Genomic DNA, 20833 nt, shown 5'->3' with positions numbered 1-20833 from the left:
CGGAGACGGCGACCGCGACCGTCGTCGAGCGCTCGATCCATCCGGCCGCCGCCCCCGGCCCTACTTCTCCGCCTTGGCGGCGGCCTTCGCGGCCTGCTTGGTGGCGCGGACCTTCGTCAGCGACTCCGGAGAGACGATGTCGGCGACCGAGCGGAAGGCGCCCTCCTCTCCGTAGGCGCCCGCGGCCGCGCGCCAGCCCTCCCCCGGGAATCCGCGCTGCTTGCCGAGCAGGGCGAGGAAGATCCGCGCCTTCTGCTCGCCGAAGCCGGGCAGCGCCTTCAGACGCGCGAGGACCGTGCGGCCGTCGGGCTCGTCCCGCGTCCAGACGGCCGCGGCGTCGCCGTCCCAGTCGTCGACCAGAGCGCGGCAGAGGACCTGCACGCGCCCCGCCATGCTCGCCGGGTAGCGGTGGATCGCGGGCGGAGTCCGGCAGAGCTCCGAGAACGCGTCCTCGTCGAAGCCCGCGATCGACGCGGCGTCGAACGAGGCGCCCTCCGCCTCGAGGCGCTCCTCGATCTTGCGGGGCCCGGAGAAGGCCGTCTCCATCGCGACCTGCTGGTCGAGGAGCATCCCGATCAGCAGCGCCAGCGGGTCGCGGCTGAGCAGCGGGTCGCGGCTGAGCAGCGCGTCGGCGTCGGGATCGTCGGTGATGTGCAGGGCGGAGTCGCGGGTCATCCTCCAGGGATACCACGGACGGCCCCGGCGGCGAGCGCGCGGACGGTCCGGTCGACGAGGTCCAGCGCCGCAGCGAGCTCGAGGTCGCCGACATGGCCGTAGCCGAGGACCAGCGCCTCGGTCGCGGCCCGTCCCGACAGGGCGTACTCGTGCAGAGTGGCGACGAGCAGTCCCTCCCGGAGCAGCGCGGCCGCGACGGCGTGCGCGTCCAGAGGCGCGGGCAGGGAGAGGACGACGTGCAGACCCCCGTCGAGTCCGCTCGCGCGCCCCCACGGCACCGACTCCCCGAATGCGTGGACCAGCTCACGGCGGTGGGCGTAGCGCCGTCTCGAGCGCGTGAGATGCCTCCGGAACGCCCCGCTCGCCATGAACTGCGCGAGCGCCGCCTGCGTCGGACCCGAGGCGGAGGCGTCCTTCTCGTCGTCGAGGCCCGCCAGCGCCGCGCGCAGCCAGGACGCCCGCGGAACGGCCAGGTAGGCGATGCGGAGCCACGGCGAGACGGTCTTCGAGAACGACCCGACATGGGCGACTCCGCCGCCGGAGTCGAGCGAGGCGAGCGCGGGCAGCGGGGCGCCGACGTAGCGGAACTCGCTGTCGTAGTCGTCCTCCACCACGAGCAGGGGGCCGGCCGACGCGCGGCGCACCAGCTCCAGGCGCTCGGCGAGGGCGAGCCTGCCGCCGGTCGGGTACTGGTGCGACGGAGTCACGACGACCACGTCCGCGCCGGAGCTCGCGAGAGCGTCGAGGTCGATGCCGTCGCCGCGCACCGGGACGCCGACGACCTCGTGCCCGTCGGCGCGCAGGCGGCGCCGGACGGCCGGGTAGCCGGGGTCCTCGACGGCGACGCGCACCTCGCGTCCGAGCGAGGCCGAGGCGGCGCGGGCCAGGAGCGCGACGGCGCCCGCGGTGCCGCTGGTCACCACCACGTCCGACGCCTGCACGTCGACGCCGCGGGACCGGCGCAGCTGCTCGGCGATCTGCTCCCGCAGGGCCGGGTCCCCGGAACCCCGAGGAGGCGCCGAGGGCGGCGAGGCGAGCGCCAGGCGCCAGGCGGCCCGCCACTCCGGGGTGTCGAGGGCGCGGGTGTCCGGCCGGCCCGGCCTCAGGTCCGCCGCGGCGGGCGGGACGACGGTCTCCCGGGACTCCGGCCGCGGCTCCTGCGGCGCCGGCGCCAGCAGTCCGTCGGAGGCGACCGTCACCGCTGCGCGCGGGTGGGCGACGAGGTAGCCCTCCCCCACCAGCTGATCCACCGCGGCGACGACGGAGCCCCGCGAGACGCCGAGCCGCTCGGCGAGCACGCGGCTCGACGGGATCGGATCGCCCGCCCGGTAGCGCCCGTCCAGCACCGCCTGGCGCAGCGCCTCGGCGAGCCCGGCGCGGACCGAGCCGCGCGGCGACGGCCCGAGGAGGAGCGGGATCTCCAGATCGCCCGACGCCATCGACCGCTCCGCTCTGGACCACTCCGATCGCGGCCCAGTGGCATCCTGGCAGATCCAGTCGGCGCGGGACGATTCCGACATGGACAGCCTCCCCGTCACCGACCGCACCCGCGTCTCCCGTCTCCGCGACCGCCAGCGCACCGATCCCGCCGAGCTGCACGCCCTGCTCGACGAGGCGCTCGTCGCCCACGTCGCCGTCGTGCGGGACGGCGCCGCGATCGTGCTGCCGATCCTCTTCGCCCGCGACGGCGACTCCCTCCTGCTGCACGGGTCGAGCGGCGGAGGACTGCTGCGGGAGGCGGCGCGGCACTCGCTCCTCACCGCTTCCGTCACGCTGGTCGACGGACTGGTCGTCGCCCGCTCCACCTTCGACAGCTCGATGAACTACCGCTCGGCGATGGTGATCGGCCGGGCCGAGGTGCTGGAGGGCGAGGAGAAGGCGCGGGCCCTCGATCTGCTGGTGGCACGCCTCCTGCCGGGGCGCGACGAGGAGGTGCGAGCGAGCACCGCCCGCGAGATCGCGGCCACGCTGGTGCTGCGCCTCCCCCTGGCCGAGGCGAGCCTGAAGGTGCGCGCGCACGGCGCGGGCGACGAGCCGGAGGCCGGGGTCTGGGCGGGCGTCGTGCCCCTGGTCACCCGCACGCTCGCGCCGGTGCCGGCGGAGGAGGGCGTCGCGGTCCCGGAGTCGGTCCGCCGCTTCAGCGCCGCGGTCGACGGCGCGGTGCCGCCCTGGCGCTGAGCGGACCGGCCGTCGCGGTGCGGTCCGCTACCTGGCGTCCTGACGGGGGAAGACGACCTTCTGCACGACGATGATCACCGATGCCGCGACCGGGATCGCGACCAGGGCGCCGAGCACGCCCGCGATGGTGCCGCCCGCGACCGCCGCGATCACGACGACCGCACCGGGGACCGAGACGGCCTTGTTCATGATGCGGGGGCTGAGGAGGTACGCCTCGACCTGCATGTAGACGAGGTAGTAGATCGCGGCGACCAGCGCGGTCAGCGGCGAGGCCAGGAGGCAGGCGAGCGAGATGATCACGGCACCCGAGAGAGTGCCGACCAGCGGGATCAGGGAGCCGAGGAACGCGACGCAGGCCAGCAGCGCCGGCACCGGGGCGCCGATCGAGAGCAGCAGGATGAACGTGAGCACGCCGTTCACGCCGGCGAGCGAGACCTGGCCGACCACGTAGCGGCCCACGGCGCCAGTGATCTCGTCGCCGACGTCGTGCGCCTTCGCGCGGTGCGAGGCGGGGGCGAAGCGATAGGCGACGGCCTTCATCGAGCGCAGCGACGCGAGGAAGTACAGCGTCAGGATCAGCACGATGACGGCGCCGGTCACGCCGCTGGCGATCCCGGTCCCGACCGCGATCAGTCCGCCGCCGAGCGAGAGCAGGTTGTTGGGGTTGCCGATGAAGCTCTGGACGCTCTCGATCAGCTCGTCGATGTCGATCACGCCGCGCAGCTGCTGCTCGAGGTCGAGCACCCACTGCTGCGAGGCGATGTCGGTGACGATCTGCGGGGCGCTCGTGACGAAAATCGTCAGCTGCTCGACCAGGATCGGGATGATGTAGACCAGCAGGCCGGCGAAGATCAGCACCACCGCGGCGAATACCGCTGTGATCGCGAGCGGCCTCGGCAGGCGCTTGCTCTCGAGCCAGGAGACCAGCGGATCGAGGCCGAGCGCGAAGAACAGCGCCACGAAGATGTAGGTCAGCACCGTGCCCAGCTGCACGACGAGGCCGCCCAGGACGAGCGCCACCAGCACGCCGAGCGCGCCGAACAGGCCGATGCGGAAGGAGCGGATCGTGAAGACCGGCTTCTCCGGGTCGGCGGAGACCACGATGTCCGGCTCGACCGCGGGCTGGGCGGGTGCCGACCGGCGCCGGCGGGAGCGGGCGAAGGCGCGCGGGGTCATCATGGGACGAGCGTAGCGGGGCGCCGGGAGGCCGCCCGGCGACCGGCCCACCCTTGACGCGGCCGTTCGAGCGGTGCTCCCGCCCGCTCAGCCCTCCGGATCGTGGTCGTCGACCGCGCCGTCGCCCCGGTGCAGAGCGGCGTGCCGCTCCCACTCGGTGAGCAGGTGCTCGATCGCCTCGTGGAAGCGCCGCGTGGCCGCTCCGGGCGACGTGTCGCCGAAGTAGCGGTGCACCCAGCGCTCCAGCCGCTCGACCGACTCCGGATCGTGCTCGGCGCTGTCGATCCGCGCGATGATCGCGGAGGCGTCCTCGGCGTGCAGCCACTCCGCGTCGCCGAGGTAGCCGCTCTCGTCGACCTCGGCCTCGGCGCTGACGGGCCGGGTGACCAGCAGCGGGCGCCCCGTGGCCAGCCGGTCGTAGACCATCGCCGACACGTCGAGGATCGCGAGGTCGGCGGCGGCGAGCTGCCAGCCGAGCTCGGCACCGGTGTCGTGCACGTGACCGGCGCGCGGATCGGCCGCGTTGGCGGCGGCGATCATCGCGACGATCGCCCGGTCGGCCGCGGCGTAGTCGGAGTCGACCGCGCCGCTGCGGGGATGCGGGCGGTAGACGAGCCGGAACCGCGGGTCGGCCAGGAGCCCGCGCACGAGGGCCGTGCCGTGGCTCCGGATCGAGCCGTAGCCCGCGGCGGGGCGGTCGCCCTCCCAGGTCGGCGCGTAGAGCACCACGCGGCGCTCGTCGGGCGTGAACGGCACGGCGCCGGCGAAGTGGTCCGCCTGAGGACGGCCGATGGCGAGGGCGCGCCTGTCGAAGTCGTAGTCCCAGAGCACGCGGCGCAGCCGGGCCAGGGCGGCGTCCCCGGCGATCATGCTGTAGTCGTACGCCTTGAACTGGTTCGTCGTCATGTACATCTTGTCGCTCTCGCCGTGATTGACGAAGACGTGCCAGCGGCGCCCGTAGCGCATCATCTGGAAGTTGCGGGCGTTCTGGTTGACGTAGAGCACGATCCGCAGCGGCTGGCTCGCGATGGTGCTCTCGAGGTCGGCGACGGAGCGGACGTAGGCGACGGGGACCGGGCTCTCGCGCAGCAGCACCTCCGCGGCGCCGGCGTTGCGGCTGAGGAGCACGACCGGATGCGTCTCCGCCAGCTCGGCCAGCGGCCGGTACCACTGCCGCAGCTGGTACAGGTTGATGTCGCCGTCGGCGAAGTAGACGCCGATCTCGAACCGGCCCTCGGGCAGCGGCCCGCGCTCCGCGAGCAGCCGGGTCACCGCGTGGCGGGCCCGGCGGGCCGCGAGAAGCTCGCCGCCCACCTTGCGCGCGAGTCGCGCGTCGGTGCGGAGGCGGGCGAGGAGGGCGCGGGGAGCGGGAGTCATCCGCCCCAGGGTACCGGCGACGGCCCCCGCGCCGGGGGCCTCGCGCGGTCCGATCAGGCCGGGGTCACCCTCAGCCAGACGAACTGCAGCGGCGCGAGACGGAAGCCCTCGCGCAGGTCGACCGCGATCTCGGTGACCAGGTCGACCGCCTCCGCGGCGAACCCGCCGAACCGCTCGGCCGCGACCTCCTGGACCTCGTCCGACACGTTCGCGAGCACGAGCACCGACTCCCCGTCGCCGGGGCGCTGGTAGCCGAGCACGTGGTCGTTGACCGGGTCGAAGACGCTCAGCTCGGTGCCCGCGAACATCGGCACGGCCTTGCGCACGGCGATGAGGTGCAGCAGCCCGCCGAAGACCTCGCTCGCGGCCGTCCCCGGGACCTCGCGCTCGTCGTAGCGCTCCGCGGGGCGGCGGGGCCGGTTCACCCAGCGCGAGTCGCCGGCCGTCGTCGGGTCGTCGAGGTAGCCGTGGTCGTTGAGCTGGCCGACCTCGTCGCCGAGGTAGAGCAGCGGCAGCCCGCCGGTGCTCAGGGCGATCGAGTGCGCGAGCAGCACGCGGTCGATCCCGTAGGCGTCGCCCGCCTCCACTCCGGCGAGGGACGCGGTGGTGCCCGAGACGCGGCGGTCGCCGGTGCGCGGGTTCTCCTGGAACGGCACTCCGCGGGCGAAGGTGCCGTCGAACCGGTCCGTGTAGAAGTCGTTGAGGAAGCGGCGGTGGCCGGCCGCGTCGATCCCGAGCTCGGCGGCGTCCTCGTCGGCGAAGGTCCAGCCGATGTCGTCGTGCCCGCGCACGTAGTTGACCCAGGCCGTGCCCTCGGGGAGGGCGTGCCGGCGCTCGAGGGCCTGCGCGAAGAGACGGACGTCGCGGGTGGCGAGCGCCTCCCAGGTGAGCGCCATCTGCAGCGGGTTGTACGAGAGCTGGCACTCCTCGACGTCGATGTACTCGATCACCTCGTCGGGGTGCACGATCGCCTCGGACTTGAACAGCAGCGCCGGAGCGGCCAGGCGGCAGACCTCGTTGAACGCCCGCAGCAGCAGGTGCGCCTGCGGCTGCGACTCGCAGGTGGTGCCGAGCTCCTTCCAGATGAACGCGACCGCGTCCATCCGCAGGGCGTCGACGCCCTGATTGGCGAGGAAGAGCATCTCTCCCGCCATCGCCCGGAACACCTCGGGGTTGGAGTAGTTGAGGTCCCACTGGTAGCGGTGGAACGTGGCCCAGACCCAGCGCCCGTCCTCCAGCTGAACGAAGGAGCCGGGATGGTCGTCCGGGAAGATCTCGCGCGTCGTGCGCTCGAAGGCGTCGGGCTGCTCCCGGTCCGGGTAGATCCAGTAGTAGTCCTCGAAGCGCGGCTCGCCGGCCAGCGCGCGCTGCGCCCACTCGTGCTCGTTCGAGGTGTGGTTGAAGACGAAGTCGACCACGAGTGCGATGCCCTGCTCGCGCAGCTCGGAGGCCAGCCCGCGGAGCTGCTCCATGTCGCCGAGGTCCGGTCGCACGCGCCGGTAGCTCGAGACCGCGTAGCCCCCGTCCGACTCGCCCTCGGGCGCATCGAAGAGCGGCATCAGGTGCAGGTAGTTCAGGCCGATCTCGCGGAGGTACGGGATCTCGGCGCGCAGCCCCTCGAGGTCGCCCGCGTAGCGGTCGACGTAGCAGACCCCGCCCAGAGCCTTGTTCGAGAGGAACCAGGTCGGGTGCTGCTCGCGGGCGCGGTCGAGCGCGCGGAGCTCCTCGGGCCGCTCCTCCCAGGAGGCGGCGGCGAGCTCGACGATCGCGACCAGCTGGTCCTCGAGGTCCTCGCGGCCGGCGTACACCGTGGCGAGCAGATCGACCAGGCGCGGGAGGTGCTCGTCGAGGCGGCCGGAGAACTCGTCGTCGACGGCGCCGAGGCGCTCGCGAACCGCCAAGAGGAGGTCCGGTCCGGCAGGGGTCGTCTCCGCCTCGGCGCGCTCGGGCGGGGAGAGCTGGGTCGAATCGAACACCGTCGTCCTTTCGGGGGCCCCGGCGGGGGCGGATTCCCCGATGCTAGACGATCGGCGGACGCCCGGCGAACGCCATCCGGAGCACCGTGCGGGCCGAGAGGACGCGCCGGCCGCCCGGATCCGAGCGCCATCCCTCCCGCCAGCCGGCGAACCAGGCGCGCAGGGCGGCCGGGTCGCGCCGCCAGCGGAGGCACTGGATCGCGGTCCAGGACGCCACGTAGACGAGCGCCAGAGGTGCGGCGAGGTTGCGGCGGGCGAGCCAGACGCGGTTGCGCGCGTTCAGCCGGTAGTAGTCGGCGTGACGGGTCGGCTGGATGACCGGGTGCTGGGCGACGAGCTCTCCCGCGTACCAGGCGGTGCGACCCGTGTCCCAGACCCGCCAGGCCAGCTCGATGCCCTCGTGGGCGTAGAAGAACGGAGCCGCCCAGCCGCCCGTCCAGGCGAACACGTCGCGCCGCAGCACGACCGCTCCCTCCCAGACCGAGAAGACGGGGCCGGAGCGGCGGGGGTCGCCCTTGAGGATCCGCGGGATCCAGCGCCGCGGGCTCGGGGTGCCGTCCGTGCTGTCGACGCGGGGCTGCACCAGGCCGATGCGGCGGTTCGAGGCGAGCAGCGCGACCGCGTCGACGAGGAAGCGGGGAGACGGGATCCGGGCGTCGTCGTCGAGGAAGAAGAGGTACTCCCCCGCGACGGCGTCGACTCCGGCGTTCCGGCCCGCCGGGATGCCGAGGTTCTCGGGGAGCGCCAGGGCGCGCACTCCCTCGGGCAGGCCGTCCGGCTCCCAGCCGTTGCCGACGCAGACGACGTCCAGCTCGACGCCCTCCTGCGCGAGGACGCCGGCCAGCCCCGCGGCGAGGTCGTCGGGCCGGGTCCCCTGCGTCAGGACGACGACGCCGACCCGCGGCTCAGGAGCGGACACGCTTGGACGCCATGATCGCGACGAAGTGGCCGACCAGGGCGAGGAGGGCGAGCGGCAGCAGCGCCCCGACGAGGACCCGGTCGGCCGTGCCCGCTCCGACGACGAGGCCCACGAGGGCGGTCGCGAAGGCCAGCATCGTCAGCTCGACGGAGTGGTAGAGGCGATGGAAGGGCAGGAAGCGGGCCGCGCGGCGAAGCCCCGCCAGCCCGGACGAGGACGGCACCGCCTCGCCCTTCGTGTCGGCCAGCTTCGTGAGACCGGCGTTCGCGCGCGCCACGTGCACCATGTCGTTGAGCGCCTTGTTGAGGACGATCACCAGGGCCAGGGCGAAGCCGATCGTGGTCCAGAGGAAGTCCGCCGGCGCCTCGAACGGGACGCCCGCCGCCCGCAGCCCGAGCGCGATCGGGATCAGCGCCTCGGTCGTGTAGTGCCCGACCTTGTCGAGGAACACGCCCGCCGGAGAGGACGTGCGGCGCCAGCGCGCGACCTCGCCGTCGCAGCAGTCCACCAGCATCTGCAGCTGGCCGAGGAGCAGCGCCAGCGCCGCTCCGGCGATCCCCGGGATCAGGAGGGCTGCCGCCGCGCTCCAGCCGACCAGGATCATCAGCCCGGTGACGCCGTTCGCCGAGATCGAGGTCTTCAGCAGCAGCCAGGTCAGGTAGGGCGAGAAGCGGCGCAGGTAGAGCGACGCCGTCCAGTGCTCGGCGTTGCGGCGCCCGCGCACCTCCGGGGGCTGCGCGACGGCGCGCAGCTCGGCGATGGAGCGGGGTCTCGTCGTCGTGGTCATGCGCCCCTCGGCGAGTCGGACCGCGGCTGGTGGCGGTGGGCGGAGATGTTGCTGGTCAGCCCGGCGAAGCCGAGCACGAAGCCGGTCCCCCAGGCCACGTGGACCGCCGGGATGACCACGGCGAACCACAGCATCGCACGCGCGCCGTCCGGCCGCGCGACCACGAGAGTGGCCGCCGCCACCAGGAGGAGGTAGGCGGCGGGCACCGCGAACCCGAGCAGGAGCCAGGGCGCGGCTCCGGCGAGCACCTGGACGACTCCCGCCAGCCCGACGAGCAGCCCGATCGCGAGCATCGCGACGAGCACGGGCGGAGCGAAGTAGCGCAACGACCGCGAGGCCGGGAACATCCGGGTGAGCTCGCCCCGCCACATCCCGGTCGAGAGGAACTGCCGGAGCAGCGCGCGCATCGAGGGCCGCGGCCGGTAGGTGACGGTGAGGCGCGGAGTGAACCAGACGACCTCGCCGCGCTCGCGCAGCCGCCGGTTCAGCTCCCAGTCCTGCCCGCGCTTGAAGCGCTCGTCGAACAGGCCGGCGCGCTCGAGGGCGGAGCGGCGGAAGACGCCGAGGTACACCGTGTCGGCCGGGCCCTCCTCGCCTCCCACGTGGTGGGGCGTGCCGCCCAGCCCGATGCGGGAGCCGTAGGCCCGGGCGACCGCGCGCTGGAACGGGGTGAGGCCCTCCGCCGCCATCACTCCGCCGACGTTCGCCGCTCCGGAGCGCTGCAGCGCCTCGACCGCCGTGCGCGCGTACTCGGGCGGCAGGACGGAGTGCGCGTCGACCCGGACGACGACCGGGTGGCGCGAGGCGCGGATCGCGGCGTTGAGGCCCGCAGGAGTGGAGCCGACCTCGTTCGGCACGACGCGGATCCGCGGGTCGGCCGCGCTCAGCTCGGCGACGAGCTGCTCCGTGCCGTCGATGCTCGGGGCGACGGCGAGGACGACGTCGAAGGGGCCGGTGTAGTCCTGGTGCAGCAGCGAGTCGACCGCGGCGCGCACGTGGGCCACCTCGTTGAGGACGGGCATGACGTAGGAGACGCCGGGCAGGTCGGAGAGGTCGTCTTCCGGGATCTCGTGCTGCATGGGTCCAGTTCGTGCGGGAGGAGCGCGGGCGCAGGGATCCACCACCCTACCAGCGGGGAGCGCCGCGCCCCGGGCCGGGCCCGGACGCGGAACAGCCCCCCGGGGACGGATCCTCGAGGGGCTGTGCACGGTGGCGGAGCACAGCCCCCCGGGGACGGATCGTCGAGGGGCTGTGCGCGGTGGCGGAGGGTCAGCCGGCGGCCATCTGGCCGAGCGTCGCCTTCGCCTGGTAGCTCTGGCCGTTGCGGACGTAGGTCAGCTCGACCGCGGCGTTCGCGGCCTGCGCGCGGACCTGCGCGGTGAGGTCGGACGCGCTCGTGATCGGAGTGCTGTCGACCGCGGTGATGATGTCGCCCTTGGCGAGACCGGCCGCCTGCGCGGCACCGCCTCCGGAGACCTCCTCGATGCGGGCGCCGAGGACGTCCGCGGTCGAGTCGGAGACGCTCGCGCCGAGCAGGCCGTGCGAGGCGGAGCCGTTCGCGATGATCTCCTTCGCGATGCGCTCGGCGATCGCGCTCGGGATCGCGAATCCGACTCCGATGTTGCCGGACTGGCCGCTCGAGGAGGACTGGCCGGCGCTCGCGATCGCGACGTTCACGCCGATCAGCTCGCCGTCGCTGTCGAGCAGCGCGCCGCCGGAGTTGCCCGGGTTGATCGCCGCGTCGGTCTGGATGACGGGCAGCGAGATGGTGCTCTTCGCCTGGGTCGGCGCCTGCTGGCCCGGGATGTCGAAGTTGAACGGGCTCTCGGTGCCGCCGCTCGAGCTGTCGCCCGAGTCGTCCGGAGCCGCCGAGGAGGCGACCTGGATGCTGCGGTTGAGCGCGCTGACGATGCCGTCGGTCACGGTGCCGGAGAGGCCGAGCGGGGCGCCGATGGCGACCGCCGTGTCGCCGACATTGATCTTGGTGGAGTCCGCGAACGTCATCGGGCTGAGGTCGGTCGCGCCGGTCAGCTTGATGACGGCGAGGTCGAGGGTCGGGTCGGTGCCGACGACGGTCGCGTCGAAGATCCGGCCGTCGCTGGTCGTGACCGAGACGGCGCCGTTCGCGATCTCGCCGTCGAGGGTGACCACGTGGGTGTTGGTCAGGACGTAGCCGTCCTTCGAGAGCACGATGCCGGAGCCGGTGCCGGCGGACGAGCTGCCGCTCACCGCGATGGTGACGACGCTCGGAGTGGCCTTGGCGGCGACCGCGGTGGCGGTCGTCGCGTCCTCGGCGTTGTTGACCGTGATCGTCTGCGCGCCGCCGGCGGAGACCACGCGGGTCCCGCCGCCGTTGGAGGCGGACCAGAGGCCGAACACGCCGGCTCCCGCGACTCCGCCCACGACCGCGCCGATGGCGAGCGCCGCGACGACGCCCACTCCGGCTCGGCGCTTCGTGGCGGTGGGGGCGGGGGTGTACTCGGCGCCCGGGCCGAAGGGGCTCGAGGAGGGCGGCTCCTCGGAGCCGTGCAGGGTGTTCGCGGCGGGCGGCGCGTACTGCCCGTAGCGGGCGGGCTGGGAGACGGGCTGCGCCTCGTTGCCGGCCGTCGCGTTCGGCGTGTACGGCGGCTGGGGGGCCGAGGAGGAGGGGTAGGGGACGGTCGGGTTCTCGCTCTCGCGGTGCGCTCCGCCCCGGTGGATCGGCTCGGTGGGCCCGGTGGTCGAGGACGACGCTCCGGAGCTCTCGCCGGGGGTGCGCTCGGTCGCCTCTCGGGCGCCGGACTCCGTCGGCGTGGTGGGTTCCTCCGGCTGACGAGGACCCTCGTGACTCTCGGTCATGGGTGCTGCTCCTTCCAAGCGGGGATAGCTTGGCGATCGTACCTGGGGGTTTCTTATGACGGGCCTGCGAGCGGGAAATGAAACCGGCCGGACTGCTCGAGCGGGCACACTGGGCACGTGAGCATTCCCGGATCCTGGTCGCGCGCCGCGGCGGGCGCCGGCCTCCTCGGCCCCTGTGGCGAGGTCGCCGCCACCGTCTTCAGCGAGATGAGCGCGCTCGCCCTGCGCACCGGAGCGGTGAACCTCGGCCAGGGCTTCCCGGACGAGGACGGCCCGCGCGAGATCCTCGACGCCGCGCGCGACGCCATCGCGTCCGGGCTCAACCAGTACCCGCCGGGTCCCGGCTTCCCCGTCCTGCGCGAGGCGATCGCCGCGCACCGGCTGCGCTTCTCCGGGATCTCCCTCGACCCCGACGGCGAGGTCCTCGTCACCACGGGCGCCACCGAGGCCCTGGCCGCGGCTCTGCTGGCCCTGCTCGAGCCGGGCGACGAGGTCGTCACCTTCACTCCCCACTACGACGCCTACGGAGCCCTGATCGCCCTCGCCGGAGGGGTGCATCGCACCGTGCTCCTGCGCGGCCCCTCCTTCGCGGTCGACCACGACGAGCTGACCGCCGCAGTGAGCGACCGCACGCGCGTCATCCTGGTGAACGACCCGCACAACCCGACCGGTGCCGTCCTCCCGGCCGAGACTCGCGAGCTGATCGTGCGGCTCGCCGAGCGGCACGACGCCGTGATCCTGACGGACGAGGTCTACGAGCACCTGCGCTTCGACACCCCGCACGTCCCGCTGGCCTCCCTTCCCGGAGCCTTCGAGCGGACGCTCTCCGTCTCCTCGGCGGGCAAGACCTTCAGCACCACGGGCTGGAAGATCGGCTGGGTCACGGGCCCGCGCGAGCTGATCACGGCCGTCCTCGCCGTGAAGCAGTTCCTCACCTACGTCAGCGGCTCGCCGTTCCAGGGGGCCGTCGCCCTCGGGCTCGGGCTCCCGGACGCCTTCTTCACCGGCGCGGCGCAGACTCTTGCGGCCAAGAAGGACCTGCTGTCGGCGGGCCTGGCTGCTGCGGGCTTCGGCGTCGCGCCCTCCTCGGGCGGCTACTTCGTCGTCGCGGACGCGGCACCGCTCGGCTACGACGACGGGGTCGCGCTCTGCCGGGCGCTCCCGGATCTCGCGGGAGTGGTGGCGGTGCCCGTGTCGGCGTTCTGCCGCCCCGAGGACGCCGCTCCCTACCGCTCGCTCGTCCGCTTCGCCTTCTGCAAGCGGTTCGAGGTGCTGGAGACCGCGGTCGCGGGCCTCGCCCGCATGGCGCGCTGAGGAGCCGGCCTCAGCGGATTCGGTCGGATGCCCGGCGCCGTCGGGCCGGGGGGGCGGTCAGAGCGGCAGCACCCGGAAGCGCCGCAGCGCCAGAGCGGGGTTCTTCGCGCGCGCCGCGTCGATCCGCTCGCGCGAGACCCAGGCGACGGCGACATCCTCGACCTCGCCGAGGGTGACGGTCTCGACGCCCATCGGATCGACGATCATGCTCGTGCCGACCCCGATCGGCGGGGTCTGGTCGGCTGCGACGAGGTACACCGTGTTCTCGAGCGCGCGGGCGGTGACCAGCGTCCGCCAGTGCGCCTCCTTGAGCGGGCCGCGCACCCACTCGGCCGGTGCCGCGATGACGTCGACCCCGGCGTCGACCAGCCAGCGGCTGACCTCGGGGAAGCGCAGGTCGTAGCAGGTCTGCAGCCCGACGACGAGGCCGCCGACCTCGAACGTCTCGGGTGCGGCGATCTCCCCCGCGGCGACCCACTCCGACTCGGTCTGGCCGAAGGCGTCGTACAGGTGCAGCTTGCGGTAGCGGGCCACGAGCGCGCCCTCGGGGTCGAGCGCGACGAGCGTGTTCGCGATGCGGCGCCCGTCCACCGCCTCGACCATGCCCGCCACGAGGTGGATCCGGAGCTCGCGCGCGAGGGCCGCGAGAGCCGTGACGAACGGGCCGTCGAGCGCCTCGCCCGCCGCGACCAGCTCGGGCCCGAGCGGATCGGTGAAGGCGGAGCTGTACTCCGGCAGCACCACCAGGCTCGCGCCGCGCTCGGCGGCGATCCGGGCCAGGCGCCCGATCGTCGCGATGTTCGCCTCCCGGTCCGTCGAGGGGGCGAACTGCGCCACGGCCATGCCGACGGCGCTGGTCATCAGCTCGGCGGGTAGAGGAAGAGGGCGACCTGGGAGGCCGGGATGGTGCGCTTGTGGTACGCGTGGTCGTTGCCCCAGTTGTACTCCTCGAGCGAGACCGTGCCGTCGGAGTTGACGGCCTGCACGTACGCGACGTGGTTGCCGGTGAACCAGGCGACCGCGCCGGGGACGGGCGTGCTGCTGGTCACCCAGCCGTGGGAGGCCCACTGGCCGGCCCACGCGTAGGCGCTGCCCCCGCCCGGGGTCATGTTGCCCCAGGTCCACTTGAAGGGTGCGCTCGTCGAGCCCTGGTCGCGGTTGATCCGCCAGGCGACGAAGTCGACGCACTCGCGGTAGTAGTACCGCAGCGGCGAGAGGCCGCCGCCCTGGTCGTCGGTGAGCTGGTCGCGCCAGGGGTAGTCGTCGCCCTCCTCGCGGGGCGTGACCGAGGTGCTGGTGCCGCCGCTGCCCGCGGCGGCGCCGTCCGCGCCGGTCGTGCCTGCCGCGGCCTGCGCCTCCTGGGCGAGGCGGGCGGTCTCGGCGTCGCGGGCGGCCTGCTCGGCGGCGGCGAGCGCGCGCGCCTGGGCGGCCGCCTCGTCGAGCTGGGCCTGGGTCGGTGCGGTGAAGGAGTCGCGGATGACCTGCTCCTGGACCGCGGTCGCCGCGACGGTGAGCTTCTGGTTGCCGAGCGCCTGCACGCGGGCGGCGGCCTCGACGGCGGCCTGCGAATCGGGTGCCGGGTCGAAGGAGTAGGCGGGGAGCGCGGAGACCGCCACGAGGCCCGCGATGGCGGCGAGGGCGACCGTGCTGACGGTCGCGCGGAAGACACGGCCCCGGCGGCGCCGCACGGGGCGGACGGGCGTGAGGACCGGAGTGGCGACGCGTGCCGCGGGCAGCGCGTGCGGCGCCTGCCGCGGGCTCCGCCGGGTCGGGCGGTCGCCGAGCCCCTCGTTCGAGCCGTCGTCTCCGCGTTCGTCCCTCACAGCAGCACCCCTCGCATCGGGGTCGAGCCTAACGTGCGGGCCGGTCCGGCACACGCGTCGGCGCGGAGCGTCAGGAGGCCGGTCCGCGGATGCGGGTCGCGCGAGACCGGCTCGCGGTCGGCGGCGCCGCGGGCGGATCCGACGGTGACGCGGACGGGCGACCGGAGTAGCGTCCGGAGCGGAGCGGGCGCGACGGTGCGGCCGCGGGACGGAGGACGGCGATGATCCGGAGCGAGAGGGCCTTCAGCGGCTTCAGCGTGGACGACGTGGAGGCGGCGCGGGCCTTCTACGGCGGAGTGCTCGGGCTCGAGGTCGAGCTGAACGCGATGGGGATCCTCGACATCCGGCTGCCGGGCGGAGGCCGCGCGATCGCGTACCCGAAGCCGGACCACGAGCCGGCGTCGTTCACGATCCTGAACTTCTCGGTGGAGGACGTCGACGCGGCGGTCGCCGAGCTGCACGCGGCAGGCGTCACCACGGCGATCTACGACGACCCGTCGCTGCCGACCGATGCGGACGGAGTGATGCGCGGCCACGGGCCGACGATCTGCTGGTTCCGCGATCCGGCGGGCAACGTGCTGAGCGTGATCGAGGGCGACTGAGGTCTCGGCCCGCGCACTGTCAGCCGCGGGAAGCACGTCCGCGACCCGTGTTAACGACGAAAGCCGGCCCTTCTCAGGACCGGCTTTCGCTTTCTTGTTGCGGGGGCAGGATTTGAACCTACGACCTCTGGGTTATGAGCCCAGCGAGCTACCGAACTGCTCCACCCCGCGGCACAAGAAGAGACATTACACGCGTTCCGGCGCCGGTGCAAATCGACGCGGCGGTGGGAGCGGGCTCCGGTCTCAGGCGGGCTTGGCGGCGCGCAGCGCGGCGCTCCCGTCCACGCTCAGCCCGACCGCCGTCAGGGCGGCTGCGAGCTCGGACGAGGTGCGCGACCAGGTGCGGACGTCGGCGTCGACGGGAGCGGACGACGACGGGGCGACGAGCACCGCGCCGCCGGGGGCGACGAACCACTCCACCAGCCGCGCCCACTCCTCGAGGTCGGGGAGCCACGAGACGACGCCGGCGCTGCAGAGCACGACGTCGAACGAGTCGGGCTCCGGCAGCATGTGCCGCAGCTCGTAGAGGTTCGCGCAGACGAAGCGGGCGGAGCCGGCGAGGTCCCTGTCCGCGGCGGCGGCGCGTGCTCGGCGCACCGCGGGCATCGAGAAGTCGACGCCCACCACGCGGGCGCCGCGCTCGGCGAGCTCGAGCGCGTCGAGCCCGTCGCCCGAGCCGAGCTGGAGGATCCTCGGCCCGGGGTCGAGGAGCGCCGCGGTGACGAGCTCCGGGTGGAGCGCACCCTCGCCGGTGCGCTCCTCCCAGTACGTGCGGTTCAGCTCGAGCCACTCCCCCGAGCGGAGGTGCTCGCCGCGGTCGACCTGCACCATGCGGGCTACTGGCCGCCCTCGGCCTGCAGCGCCCGCGAGAGCGCCTCGGTCAGCTGCTCGTCCGCCGCCGCGAAGGCGGTGAGGTCGCCCGCCTTGAGGGCGTTCTCGCGAGCCGTGAGTGCGTCCCGCGCGTCGTTCAGCGCCTGCTGCAGCGCCGTCTGGTCGCCCGTGGCCGGCGTGGAGCCGGTGCCGCCGGTCGTGCCGCCCGCGTCGCCTCCGGTGTCGCCGCCCGAGGTGCCGGTGCCGGCGTCCGGAGTCGTCGGCGTGCCGGTGTCGCCCGCGTCGGCTCCCGAGTCGCCGCCGAAGAGGCTGTCGAGGGCCGCGTCGAGGGTGTCCTCGAAGGCGATGTCGTCACCGAACGCGACCAGCACCTTCTGCAGGAGCGGGAAGCTCGTGTCTCCGTTGGAGCGCACGTAGATCGGCTGGACGTAGAGCAGGCCGCCGCCGACCGGCAGCGTGAGCAGGTTGCCCCTCGTGACGGTGGTGTCGCCGCGGGAGAGGATGTTCAGCTCGTTCGCGACCGTCGGGTCGGTGGTGAACGCGTTCTGCACCTGGCCGGGGCCGGGCACCGTGTCGTCCTTCGGCAGCTCGAGCAGGCGGAGCGTGCCGTAGCCGTCGGCCACGGAGCCCGCCGTCGAGCCGGCGTCGGAGTCGGCCACGAGGTAGCCGGTCAGCACGTTGCGGCTGGCCTGCGCGCCCTGGACGCTCGCCGGGATGTACGTCGAGTAGAGCGAGTACGACGGCACGTCCTGGTCCGGCGTCTGCAGCGTCAGGTAGTACGGAGGCTGCAGGCTGGTGCCGGTCGCGGCGGCCGTGGTCGCGGCTCCGCTCGTCGGGTCGTTCGGCGTCGCCCAGGCGTCCTCGCGGGAGTAGAAGGAGCCCGCGTCGGTGACGTGGTAGGTGCCGAGGACCGCGCGCTGGACCTTGAAGAGGTCCTCCGGGTACCGGACGTGGCTGAGCAGCTCGCCCGACATGTCGCTCACGGGCTTCACCGTGGTCGGGAAGATCTTCTGCCAGGTCTGCAGGATCGGGTCCTCGGTGTCCCACGCGTAGAGCGTGACGCTGCCGTCGTACGCGTCGACGGTCGCCTTCACCGAGTTGCGAATGTAGTTGACGTCGTCGGTCGGGAACTGCTGCTGCGTGTTCGTGTCGGCGATCGCCTGCGAGAGGCTCTGCACCTCCGAGTACGGGTAGTCGGCCGAGGTGGTGTACCCGTCGACGACCCACTTCACGCGGCCGTCGACGACGGTCGGGTAGGCGTCGGAGTCGAGCTTGAGGTACGGCGCGACCTTCTGGACGCGCTGCACGGGATCGCGGTCGTAGAGGATCTGCGAGTCGTCGTTCACGCCGTCCGAGAGGAAGATCTGCTCGGACTGGAACTTGATCGCGTAGACGAGCTTCTTGAAGACGTTGTCGAGAGCGGGGCCGCCCTCGCCGTCGAAGGTCGTGTAGGTCTGCTGCGCGCCGTCGGTGCCCGAGGGGTAGTCGAGCTCGATGTCGCGCGAGTCGTTGCCGCCCACGATCGAGTACGGCGGGGAGTTCTCGCCGAAGTAGATCCGCGGCTCGTAGTCGCCGAGGTCGCCCGTCGTCGGGACGCCGGACTCGATGAACACCGGCTCGCCGTCGGCCGAGCGCTGGTTGCCGTACGCGGCGACCAGGCCGTAGCCGTGGGTGTAGACCAGCGTCTGGTTGTACCAGGTCTGGTTGGTGCCGAGGCCGTTGAGGTTCAGCTCGCGGACGCCGACCACGGCGTCCTGCGTCGATCCGTCGATGGAGTAGCGGTCGACGTCGAGCGCGTTCTGCGTGTCGCCGAACTTGTAGTACTGGCGGAACTGCTGCAGCTGCGAGAACGCGTCGGTGACGACGGCGGGGTCGAGGATGCGGATGTTCGCGGTGGTCTCGGCGTCCGAGCGCAGGGCGCCCGGCTCCGCGTCGGTGGTCGCGTCGTAGGGGATGACGTCGACGTCGCTGACGCCGTAGGCCTGGCGCGTCATGTCGATGTTGTTCTGGATGAAGGGCTGCTCGAGCGTGCGCTCGTTGGGCTCGACCTGGAACTTCTGCACGATCCAGGGGTAGAGGGAGCCGACGAGCAGGCTCGACACGATCAGCAGCGCGGTGCCGATGACCGGGAAGCGCCAGCGGCCGATGAAGGCGGTGACGACGAAGAGGATCGCGACCAGCGCCGCGATGCCGGCCAGGATCTGCAGGCCCGGGATCGTCGCGTTGACGGTGGAGTAGGTGGCGCCGGTGATGCGGGGCCCCTGCTGCGCGAGCGTCGCGTACTGGTCGAGCCAGAGGCTGACCGCCTGCACGGCGAGGTAGAGGGCGGCGATGACCGCCAGCTGGATGCGCGAGGCCTTCGAGATGCGGATCTCGCGGCCGTTCACCCGGATCGCTCCGTAGAGGTAGCCGGTGGCGAGGGTCGCGAACGCCGAGATCAGCAGGACCGCCGACGCGAAGCCGACGATGCTCTGGTAGAAGGGCAGCTCGAAGAGGTAGAACGACGTGTCGAGGCCGAACTGCGGATCCGTGGTGCCCGAGGGCGTGCGGTTCCAGAAGGTGAGGCTCGTCTGCCAGCGGGTGGCGGAGGAGACGCCGGCGAAGAGGCCGAGCACCGCGGGGATCCCGAAGGTGGCCAGGCGCCGCAGCGGCTCCACGACCTGCTGGTAGCGGTCGATCTGCGAGTTGAGCTTCGCGTAGACCGGCCGGAGGCGGTACGCCAGCATCAGGCTGATGAACACCGGCACCGCCATGGCGACGAAGCCGATGACGAAGAGACCGCCCGCCGCCGCCCACTGCGTCGTGAGCACGGAGAGGAAGCCGAGCTGGTCGTACCAGAGGATGTCGGTGTACAGACCGGCGAAGACGAAGAACGCCACCACCAGGACGGCCACCACCACGACAGTGACGGCGAGGACGCTCCGTCTCTTCCGCGGCGGGGTTTCGGTTGCTGTGGAACTCACGTGAGGGCCTCTTGCTGTCGAGATGTGAGGGGAGGCCCCCCATGCTATGCGACGGCTGTCCGGCTCACCTGGGCGTCGACCCGGGGTCGGCGGGCGGGATCAGTCGAGGGGAGCGGCGGTGCTGCAGTCCGGCAGCCCGGAGGTGTCGCCCGCGGCGATGCCCTTCAGTGCGGCGAGGGCGTCGTCGAGGGTCGAGACCGCGAGCACGTCGAGCCCGTCGGGGACGTGGCCGACGACCTCGTTGCAGTTGGTCGCGGGGGCGAGGAAGTACTCGGCTCCGGCGCCCTCCGCCCCGTAGAGCTTCTGGCGGATCCCGCCGATGGCGCCGACCTCGCCGGCCGCGTCGATCGTGCCGGTCCCGGCGACGCTCCGCCCGCCGTTGAGCTCGCCCTCGGTGAGCTTGTCGATGATCCCGAGGGCGAACATCATGCCCGCGCTCGGCCCGCCCACGTCGTCCAGCTGGATGTCGACCTCGAACGGGAAGTCGAAGGCCGCTCCGGGGAGGACGCCGATGACGGCGGCGCCGTTCGAGTCGCGCGGCGTGACCTCCACCTCCTGCCGGACGCCCTCGCGCTCGATGCTGACCTGCACCGGGGAGCCGGTGCCGAGGGTCTGCAGGGTCGCGCGCAGGGCGGTCGCGTCGGCGACAGGGGTGCCCGCGACCGCGAGGATCTCGTCCCCCGCCTCCAGGACGCCCTCGGCCGGGGAGCCCTCGGGCACCTGCACGACCGAGACGCGCTGCTCGACGGGGTAGCCGAGCTCGGTGAGCGCGGCGGCGATCGCCTCCTGCTGGGAGTCGGTCATCTCGGCCTGGTTCGCCTCGTCGCGCTCCTCGACCGTGGAGGAGGGAGGGAAGATCGCGTCGACCGGGACGACCGCCTTGGTCCTGTCGAACCAGGCGCTCGCGACCTCGACCCAGGTGGGCAGGCTCTGCGGGTTGCCGACGACCGACACGGTGAGCATGTCGAGCGTGCCGGCCGTGGGATAGGTGGTGCGGTCCGGGATCGAGATGAGGGGCACGTCCTTGCTGCTGCCCAGGGTGTCGAACACGGGGCCGGGCTGCTCGATCACGTAGGGGGCGGGCGCGACGCCCAGACCGACCACGACGGCGACACCCGAGAGGAGGACGACCGGTCCGACCCACGGGCGGCGCGGGGAGGAGGAGGGGCGCGGGTCGTCGGAGAACAGCGACACGGGGGCCTTTCTGGCAACGGGTGGAGCGGCTCCGCCGGGATGTTCGCGGCGGGCGGAAGCGGGCTGGGCCCGAGCGGTGCTCTGCACGCCGAGGCCCCGGGCGCTCGGGCTAACGTAGCTTGCACGACTGGGAGTCGCGCCGGAACCGGCGCCCTGTGCAGGGCCGCGGAGGCGGTGCGG

Annotated in this window: 17 protein-coding genes and 1 tRNA gene; 3 read left to right on the top strand and 15 right to left on the bottom strand. The window is 73.1% G+C overall.

Going from position 1 to position 20833, the window contains the following annotated elements; translation table 11 throughout:
* Positions 1-60: 60 nt before the first annotated feature.
* Both C5C55_RS05485 and C5C55_RS05480 read right to left on the bottom strand, forming a co-directional pair.
* Positions 61-675 carry an HhH-GPD-type base excision DNA repair protein gene (locus C5C55_RS05485; RefSeq protein ID WP_104233192.1) on the bottom strand — a complete coding sequence of 205 codons (615 nt, stop codon included), beginning with the start codon at positions 673-675 and terminating at the stop codon, positions 61-63.
* Complete coding sequence (locus C5C55_RS05480) at positions 672-2114, bottom strand: PLP-dependent aminotransferase family protein (RefSeq protein WP_181067780.1); 1443 nt, start codon at positions 2112-2114, stop codon at positions 672-674. The genes C5C55_RS05485 and C5C55_RS05480 overlap by 4 nt, the downstream gene beginning before the upstream one ends.
* A 79-nt stretch (positions 2115-2193) precedes the next feature.
* On the opposite strand from C5C55_RS05480, the gene C5C55_RS05475 reads away from it, so the two are divergent.
* Positions 2194-2853 carry a pyridoxamine 5'-phosphate oxidase family protein gene (locus tag C5C55_RS05475; protein WP_104233190.1) on the top strand — a complete coding sequence of 220 codons (660 nt, stop codon included), beginning with the start codon at positions 2194-2196 and terminating at the stop codon, positions 2851-2853.
* 27 nt (positions 2854-2880) lie between these two features.
* On the opposite strand, the gene C5C55_RS05470 is transcribed toward C5C55_RS05475, so the two are convergent.
* The 7 genes from C5C55_RS05470 to C5C55_RS05440 all read right to left on the bottom strand — a co-directional run bounded on the left by C5C55_RS05470 (position 2881) and on the right by C5C55_RS05440 (position 11926).
* Entirely contained in the window at positions 2881-4032 is a 1152-nt protein-coding gene (locus C5C55_RS05470; protein WP_258067485.1) for an AI-2E family transporter, read from the bottom strand.
* Between the two features lie 84 nt (positions 4033-4116).
* The gene (locus tag C5C55_RS05465; RefSeq protein ID WP_258059840.1) at positions 4117-5406 is read right to left on the bottom strand and encodes a hypothetical protein; all 1290 of its coding nucleotides are present in this window, start codon (positions 5404-5406) and stop codon (positions 4117-4119) included.
* A gap of 53 nt (positions 5407-5459) precedes the next feature.
* Positions 5460-7307 (bottom strand): amylosucrase, encoded by a 1848-nt coding sequence (locus C5C55_RS05460; protein WP_104233293.1) that lies wholly within the window; start codon positions 7305-7307, stop codon positions 5460-5462.
* 118 nt (positions 7308-7425) lie between these two features.
* Complete coding sequence (locus C5C55_RS05455; protein ID WP_104233189.1) at positions 7426-8301, bottom strand: glycosyltransferase family 2 protein; 876 nt, start codon at positions 8299-8301, stop codon at positions 7426-7428.
* Positions 8288-9088, bottom strand: a complete 801-nt coding sequence (locus C5C55_RS05450; RefSeq protein WP_104223579.1) for a CDP-alcohol phosphatidyltransferase family protein — start codon at positions 9086-9088, stop codon at positions 8288-8290. The genes C5C55_RS05455 and C5C55_RS05450 overlap by 14 nt, the downstream gene beginning before the upstream one ends.
* The gene (locus C5C55_RS05445; RefSeq protein WP_181067779.1) at positions 9085-10167 is read right to left on the bottom strand and encodes a glycosyltransferase family 2 protein; all 1083 of its coding nucleotides are present in this window, start codon (positions 10165-10167) and stop codon (positions 9085-9087) included. Before C5C55_RS05445 ends, C5C55_RS05450 begins: the two co-directional genes overlap by 4 nt.
* Positions 10168-10357: 190 nt before the next feature.
* Positions 10358-11926: a S1C family serine protease gene (locus tag C5C55_RS05440; RefSeq protein WP_104233188.1), complete on the bottom strand. Its 1569-nt coding sequence runs from the start codon at positions 11924-11926 to the stop codon at positions 10358-10360.
* 117 nt (positions 11927-12043) lie between these two features.
* On the opposite strand from C5C55_RS05440, the gene C5C55_RS05435 reads away from it, so the two are divergent.
* Complete coding sequence (locus tag C5C55_RS05435; protein WP_104233187.1) at positions 12044-13240, top strand: aminotransferase class I/II-fold pyridoxal phosphate-dependent enzyme; 1197 nt, start codon at positions 12044-12046, stop codon at positions 13238-13240.
* 57 nt (positions 13241-13297) lie between these two features.
* On the opposite strand, the gene C5C55_RS05430 is transcribed toward C5C55_RS05435, so the two are convergent.
* Together C5C55_RS05430 and C5C55_RS05425 are read right to left on the bottom strand one after the other, a co-directional pair.
* A complete protein-coding gene (locus tag C5C55_RS05430) occupies positions 13298-14101 on the bottom strand; it encodes a carbon-nitrogen hydrolase family protein (protein WP_104233186.1) in 804 nt (267 codons plus the stop codon).
* A complete protein-coding gene (locus C5C55_RS05425; protein ID WP_104233185.1) occupies positions 14101-15063 on the bottom strand; it encodes a CHAP domain-containing protein in 963 nt (320 codons plus the stop codon). Before C5C55_RS05425 ends, C5C55_RS05430 begins: the two co-directional genes overlap by 1 nt.
* Positions 15064-15284: 221 nt before the next feature.
* Between C5C55_RS05425 and C5C55_RS05420 the strand changes: the two genes are divergently transcribed.
* Entirely contained in the window at positions 15285-15665 is a 381-nt protein-coding gene (locus C5C55_RS05420; RefSeq protein ID WP_104226951.1) for a VOC family protein, read from the top strand.
* Between the two features lie 97 nt (positions 15666-15762).
* Here the strand turns inward: C5C55_RS05420 and C5C55_RS05415 are convergent.
* The 4 genes from C5C55_RS05415 to C5C55_RS05400 all read right to left on the bottom strand — a co-directional run bounded on the left by C5C55_RS05415 (position 15763) and on the right by C5C55_RS05400 (position 20653).
* A tRNA-Met gene (locus tag C5C55_RS05415) sits at positions 15763-15836 on the bottom strand.
* Between the two features lie 72 nt (positions 15837-15908).
* On the bottom strand, positions 15909-16496 hold the full coding sequence (locus tag C5C55_RS05410) for a bifunctional 2-polyprenyl-6-hydroxyphenol methylase/3-demethylubiquinol 3-O-methyltransferase UbiG (RefSeq protein WP_104233184.1): 588 nt from the start codon (positions 16494-16496) through the stop codon (positions 15909-15911).
* Positions 16497-16501: 5 nt separating this feature from the next.
* On the bottom strand, positions 16502-19459 hold the full coding sequence (locus C5C55_RS05405; RefSeq protein ID WP_181027225.1) for a UPF0182 family protein: 2958 nt from the start codon (positions 19457-19459) through the stop codon (positions 16502-16504).
* 99 nt (positions 19460-19558) lie between these two features.
* Positions 19559-20653, bottom strand: coding sequence for a PDZ domain-containing protein (locus C5C55_RS05400; protein ID WP_104233183.1), 1095 nt, complete (start codon positions 20651-20653; stop codon positions 19559-19561).
* Between the last annotated feature and the right edge of the window lie 180 nt (positions 20654-20833).

The sequence above is a fragment of the Rathayibacter sp. AY1C2 genome, assembly GCF_002931195.1.
Taxonomy (GTDB): domain Bacteria; phylum Actinomycetota; class Actinomycetes; order Actinomycetales; family Microbacteriaceae; genus Rathayibacter.
The sequence above is the reverse complement of the archived record's forward strand: the minus strand, read 5'-3'. Positions and strand labels throughout refer to the sequence as shown.